The following is a 6089-nucleotide window of genomic DNA, read 5'->3' on the forward strand; positions in this document are numbered from 1 at the left end:
CATAAATTATCGGTTCGTCCGAGAGATTTCCACTCGTCATTATAAGAGCCTCGAATTTTTCGGTTAAGAGATAATGAAGTGGGGTATAGGGGAGCATAAAGCCCAAATATTTATTATTTGGGGCTATAACCTCTGGTAGGATAGATGTTTTCTTTTTCCTAAGTATAAGAATAGGCTTTATGGGGCTTGAGATATCTTCTTTTTCCCTTTCTGATAGGAAGGCAAATTTTGATATTCTCTCTAAATTAAACGCCATAAGGGCAAATGGTTTGTGAGGTCTTCTTTTTCTTCTCCTCAATTCCTCTATTGCCTTAGCATTTAAGGCATCAACTGCTAAGTGAAAACCACCCAAACCTTTCACTGCTAAGATTTTTCCCTCTTTAAGAATCTTAATGGCGTTTTCAAGGGCGTCTCCGGGAATGACCCTGCCGTATCTATCAAGAAGTTTTAATCGTGGTCCGCATACCGGACACGCATTGGGCTGGGCGTGGAATCTTCTATCATCCGGGTTATCATACTCGCTTTGACACTTTTCGCACATTTTAAAAGCTTTCATCGTGGTTTTTTCTCTATCGTAAGGTAGCGATATTATTATGGTAAATCGTGGACCACAGTTTGTGCAGTTTATAAATGGATATCTATATCTTCTATCCTTAGGATCGAAAAGCTCCCTTAAGCAGTCATCGCATGTTCCAACATCTGGCGGAATCCAGAGATCCTCCTTTCGGCTTGATATCTTTCTCTCACTCTTTAATATTCTGAAATCAATTATTTCCTTAGCGTACTCTTCGTCGCTTGTAATCTCTATGTTGACTATTCTGGCTAAGGGAGGATGAGATGTTCTAAGCTTCTTTATGAATTCTCGTATCCTGCTTTCTTCCCCTAAGAGCTCTATCTCCACGCACTCGCTCGTGTTTTTAACCCAGCCCCCCAGGCACAAAGAGCGGGCGAGCTTCAGGACAAAGGGCCTGAAGCCCACCCCTTGAACCACACCATATACCTTTATTCTTGTCCTCTTCATCCTCTTTCCAGAGCTAAAAGTGGAGACCCCGGTACTTCCTTTCTTACCAGTGGGAAATCAAGTGGTATTATAAACAGCTCAAGCGTGTTTGCTACTTTCGCTCTGACGAGGTGCCCTCCTTTTACCGTGTGATCTGGAAAGGCGAGCGCACAGTGAATATGGTAAAAAGGTTTTCCATCTTTCAAGCTTAGGTTTCCCTGAAGTGATACTACTTCGAGAGCCTCTTTGTGCGTAGAGCTGATATATTCCTTACCCGTGAAGTAAGCTATCTCAACCTCCTTTAACATTCCTGTGGCTGAGACTAAAACTGCTCCCCTTAGGTTTTCCTTTTCGGCTATCTCGTTTAAACCCTCTATTAAGTTTTCTCCATCGTTGAATCTTATAAGCCAGGCTCTTTCTCCCTTAACCATTAACACCTTCTATCCCTCCCTTTATTTCCACTGCTATCTTAGCTCCTAGAACCGCATTTGAGAGAAGCAAGCTAATGTTAGCTTCAACGCTCTTGCCCCTACTCAGTTGAGCCAGCTTTCCCAGAAGATATGGTGTTAAATTCTTCCCTTTTATATTGAGCTTTTTTGCCTCTTCAAGAGCTTCCTCAAGAAGAGGTTCAAATTCTTCTCTATCCCAAAGCTCCTTAGACGGTGGGTTAACAACGAGAATGCTCTTATTTATTCCCAATTCCTTGAAATACTCGTATATTTGGGCTATCTCTCCTGGAGAAACTGCTGAGATATCGAGCCTTATGCCGCTTCTCCTGAAGTAAAAAGCGGGAAGCTCATCCGTTCTATATCCGATAACGGGAACGCCCAAAGTTTCTAAGAGCTCTAAGGTTGCTTCAAGATCCAGTATAGCTTTAGGTCCCGAGCAAACTACGACTCCGCTTCCTTCTGATAGGATTATAAGGTCATTTGATATGTCAAAGCTCTGCTTAAAATCTCTGTGAACTCCACCAATTCCTCCGGTTGCGAGAACTTCTATTCCTATCTTGCGGGCACACCATAAACTGCCTCCGCTTGTTAAAGCTCCACTTTCCCTTCTTGCAAGAGCTATAGCTATATCTCGAACTCCTATTTTCAGTATTCCGCTTTTCCTCCCCTCGGCAAGAAGGGAGATCTCTTCTTCTCCTAACCCAACTTTAATCTTTCCGTTTACTATAGCTACAGTGGCTGGAATTGCTCCATGCTCTCTTATGACCTTCTCTGCCAGGGTGGCAGCCTCGATATTTTTGGGATACGGAAGGCCGTGAGCTATCAGGTTCGATTCAAGTGCGACTACCGGTTTCCCTTCAGATAGAGCCTCTTTCACCTCTTCTTTTATTTCCCAGATGACTTCCACCCCCTTTAACACTCCTTGCTTTTATTCTACAATGAGTAGTATAATGTAGCAAGCTATGGTCGTTCTATTTTTTCTCGTATTTACCGCTATTTTGGGGATAGGAATAGTCGTTCCAGTTTTACCTATATATGCTAAAGAGCTTGGGGCTACGGGCACGCAAGTAGGGCTTGTGTTTTCTGCCTTTTCTCTTTTAAGGCTCTTGGGAATGCCATTTGTTGGAGCTCTTGCGGAGAGGTTTGGGAAAAAGATCTTTATAATGGTAGGGCTTGCTGTGTACTTCATAGCCTCCCTGCTTTATATCTGTGTAGACAGTCTGGGTGGATTGATATGTGTAAGGGCTTTACATGGCGTTGGGTCTTCCATGGTTATACCGTTGTCCATGGCATATGTTGGAGATTTGTCTCCCGTCGGGAAGGAAGGAAGGTACATGGGAATAATCACGACTTCTTTCTTTCTTGGCATGGGGGGAGGGCCCCTGATAAGCGGTTTTCTCGTTCAAAGGTGGGGAGTTAACGCTGCCTTTATCGGTATGGCGATGCTAACGCTTGTGGCGCTATTTATAGCTCTTCTATTTTTACCTCGGGCAGAGCCAACTTCTAAGAGAAAAGGGAAAGGCTTTTTAAGGACACTGAAGGCCATGTTTCTCGATCCAGTTTCGCAAGGGATTTACGCTATAAGATTCACCATGGCTCTTTCAAGAGGGGCAGTCATGACTTTTCTTCCCTTGTTGGCTTTTTCCAAGGGCATAAAATATGCAGATATAGGTAGCATGGTGGGAGCTTATATTCTCATAACAGCTTTCGTTCAATGGCCCTTTGGAAAGCTGGCGGATAAATTCTCTCGCTGGAAAATGGTAATTATCGGGAGCTCTATTTATGCAACATTGCTTTTGGGGATTCCCTTTGTAAACGATTACTGGCTCACGTTTGCCCTTGTGATCTGCATAGGAGTAGCAGCTGGATCGGTTTTCCCACCTCTCACTGCTATAATGACAGAAGTCGGTAGAGAAAGAGGTATGGCTATCAGCATGACGGTTCTTCAAACGGCAAACAGCTTGGGCATGGTTCTCGGTCCCGTCATTTCCGGAGGGCTCATGGATGCTTTTGGCATTTTCGCTCCCTTTGTAGCGGGAGCGATCTTCGTTTACACTGGAGCGACCTTTATGGGGAGCAGATTTAAACTGGGATGGAGGAGGGGTAAAGGAGGATGAGCCTTCCACAAATAGCTTCAATAGTTATATTCATTGGCAGCGTGGCTCTCATAGCTACCGAGAAGGTTAAAAGGGAGGTAGCTGCTCTATTAGGAGGTTCTCTTATTATTGTTCTCGGCATCCTACCTCAAGATAAAGCCTTTCGCTACATTGATTTAAACACACTGGGCTTGCTTCTGGGAATGATGGTCGTCGCGGGCGTTTTGAAGGAGACGGGTTTGTTTGAGTATCTTGCCATTAAAGCGATAAAGCTGGGTAAGGGAAACGGATGGATAATTTTTATATATCTCTCAGGCGTTACCGCTTTAGTTTCAACCGTTATAAATAATGTTACCACTGTGCTTCTTGTAGCGCCTATAGCCCTTTCCATGGCGGAAATCATGAAAATAAACGCTCTTCCTTACATATATGGTATAGTATTTGCCTCCAACATAGGTGGAACTGCTACTCTTATAGGCGATCCACCAAATGTTATGATAGGTAGCTTCGCTCATCTATCCTTTATGGATTTTATATACAACTTGGCTCCCGTTGTATTCATAATCATGCTTTCACTTCCTATCGTTATAAAAGTATTTTTCGGCAACTTAACAATACCTCGCGAATCATGGGACACCATATCGCGCGTTGACGAGAATAAGCTTATAAAGGATTCCAAGGGCTTGAAGCTCAAGATACTGATATTGCTCGGTATAATACTTGGCTTCGTTTTTCACGGATACATAGGTTTGCCAGCAGCGACTGTTGCCGTCTTTGGAGCGATGATAATGATACTTCCATGTGGCGAGGAAGCCGACAGAATAGTTAAGGAATCAGTTGAACTCAATACTTTGCTTTTCTTCATAGGATTCTTCATAATGGTTGGAGCGCTTGAGCACACAGGCGTTATAAACTCTCTTGGGAACCTTTTCGTTAAGCACATGAGGGGTAAGCCTATACTGGCGTCAAATTTGTTACTGTGGGGATCGGGTTTTATAAGCGCTTTTGTTGATAATATTCCTTATACTGCTGCCATGCTTTACTTTGTTGATGACCTTATAAAGCATGCTCATTTTTCTTCGGCTTTCTGGTGGGTGCTTGCTTTGGGAACCTGTCTTGGAGGAAACGGAACGCTTATAGGAGCATCTCCGAACATAGTCGTGGCGGAGATAGCTAAAAAGAGCGGTTATAAGATCACTTTTACTGACTTCCTTAAGATAGGAATGTTTACGATGATTCTCTGTATGGTGATATCCAGCATATATGTTGCCCTGAGGTACTTTATGTAAAGGGGATGAGATAGAATGAGCCTTAATGAGCTTATATCTGTATCCGTATTCATTTTTACGCTCCTCGTTATAACGCTGGAAAAGGTAAGAAGGGAGATCGCGGCTCTCTTAGGTGGGGGAATAGTTATAGCTCTCGGGGTTTTTCCCCAGAAAGAAGCTTTCCACTATATAGATCTTAATACCATAGGTCTTCTGCTTGGAATGATGCTCGTTGCGGGAGTTTTGAAAGAAACCGGCTTATTTGAGTATCTTGCCATTAAAGCAATAAAGCTTGGAAGGGGAAATGCTTGGGCTATATTAATGACTTTAAGCTGGGCTACTGCTGTGGTCTCCGCTCTCGTTGATAACGTGACTACCGTGCTTCTTATAGCGCCTATAGCTCTCTCGATAGCAGAGATAATGAAAATAGATCCTCTGCCGTATCTATATTCCATAGTTTTCGCTTCCAATATAGGAGGGACTGCTACTTTAATAGGTGATCCCCCAAACATAATAATAGGAAGCTTTGCGGGGCTATCTTTCACCGATTTTTTATTTAATCTAACTCCGATCGTCCTCGTAATAATGCTTTTGCTTCCCTTAAGCATAAGGATATTCTTTGGTAAGATTTCCATACCGCACGAAAGTTGGAATGTTGTATCGCGAATAGAGGAGACTAATCTTATAAAAGATACGAAATTTCTGAAGTATAAGGTAGCCATCCTTTTGGGAATAATAGTGGCGTTCTGCTTTCACAGCGTAATGGGACTTGAGGCGGCTACCATAGCTGTTCTCGGAGGCATGGTTATGCTTATCTTTTGCGGTAAAGAAGCTGAGAGGATAATAAGGGAATCTGTGGAACTTCCAACCCTTCTTTTCTTCGCTGGTTTCTTCATTATAGTAGGTGCGCTGGACTACTCCGGCGTCATAAGGAGACTTGGCTCTGCCTTTATATCCTTGGTAGGGAATAAACAGTTTTTCGCCGCTAACGTTCTACTCTGGGGGTCAGGCTTTGCCAGCGCCTTTATAGATAATATTCCATATACCGCCACGATGGTTTATTTCGTTAATGATCTTATACACACCGCTCATTTTTCATCTGCATTCTGGTGGGTTTTGGCTCTTGGAGCATGCCTTGGAGGGAATGGAACTCTTATAGGAGCTTCCGCTAACATAGTGGTTGCAAGCATAGCGGATAGAGCTGGCTATCGCATTCGCTTTCTTGATTTTCTCAAAGTAGGGATGTTTACGATGGTGCTTTCTCTTATACTCTCGG

The 6089-nt window shown here is 43.3% G+C and carries 6 protein-coding genes; 3 read left to right on the forward strand and 3 right to left on the reverse strand.

The window, feature by feature from the left end:
- From J7M13_03960 to J7M13_03970, 3 genes are all read right to left on the reverse strand, one after another.
- Positions 1–1021: carbamoyltransferase HypF (locus tag J7M13_03960; protein MCD6363141.1), on the reverse strand; the 1021-nt coding region annotated here is incomplete at its 3' end.
- Complete coding sequence (locus J7M13_03965; GenBank protein ID MCD6363142.1) at positions 1018–1437, reverse strand: DUF296 domain-containing protein; 420 nt, start codon at positions 1435–1437, stop codon at positions 1018–1020. The genes J7M13_03960 and J7M13_03965, both read right to left, overlap by 4 nt.
- Positions 1424–2356 carry a pseudouridine-5'-phosphate glycosidase gene (locus J7M13_03970; GenBank protein ID MCD6363143.1) on the reverse strand — a complete coding sequence of 311 codons (933 nt, stop codon included), beginning with the start codon at positions 2354–2356 and terminating at the stop codon, positions 1424–1426. Before J7M13_03970 ends, J7M13_03965 begins: the two co-directional genes overlap by 14 nt.
- Before the next feature lie 55 nt (positions 2357–2411).
- On the opposite strand from J7M13_03970, the gene J7M13_03975 reads away from it, so the two are divergent.
- From J7M13_03975 to J7M13_03985, 3 genes are all read left to right on the forward strand, one after another.
- Complete coding sequence (locus J7M13_03975; GenBank protein ID MCD6363144.1) at positions 2412–3566, forward strand: MFS transporter; 1155 nt, start codon at positions 2412–2414, stop codon at positions 3564–3566.
- The gene (locus J7M13_03980) at positions 3563–4834 is read left to right on the forward strand and encodes an ArsB/NhaD family transporter (protein MCD6363145.1); all 1272 of its coding nucleotides are present in this window, start codon (positions 3563–3565) and stop codon (positions 4832–4834) included. Before J7M13_03975 ends, J7M13_03980 begins: the two co-directional genes overlap by 4 nt.
- Before the next feature lie 15 nt (positions 4835–4849).
- A partial coding sequence (locus J7M13_03985; GenBank protein MCD6363146.1) for an ArsB/NhaD family transporter occupies positions 4850–6089 on the forward strand: 1240 nt, incomplete at its 3' end.

The sequence above is a fragment of the Synergistota bacterium genome (assembly GCA_021159885.1).
GTDB lineage: Bacteria > Synergistota > GBS-1 > GBS-1 > GBS-1 > AUK310.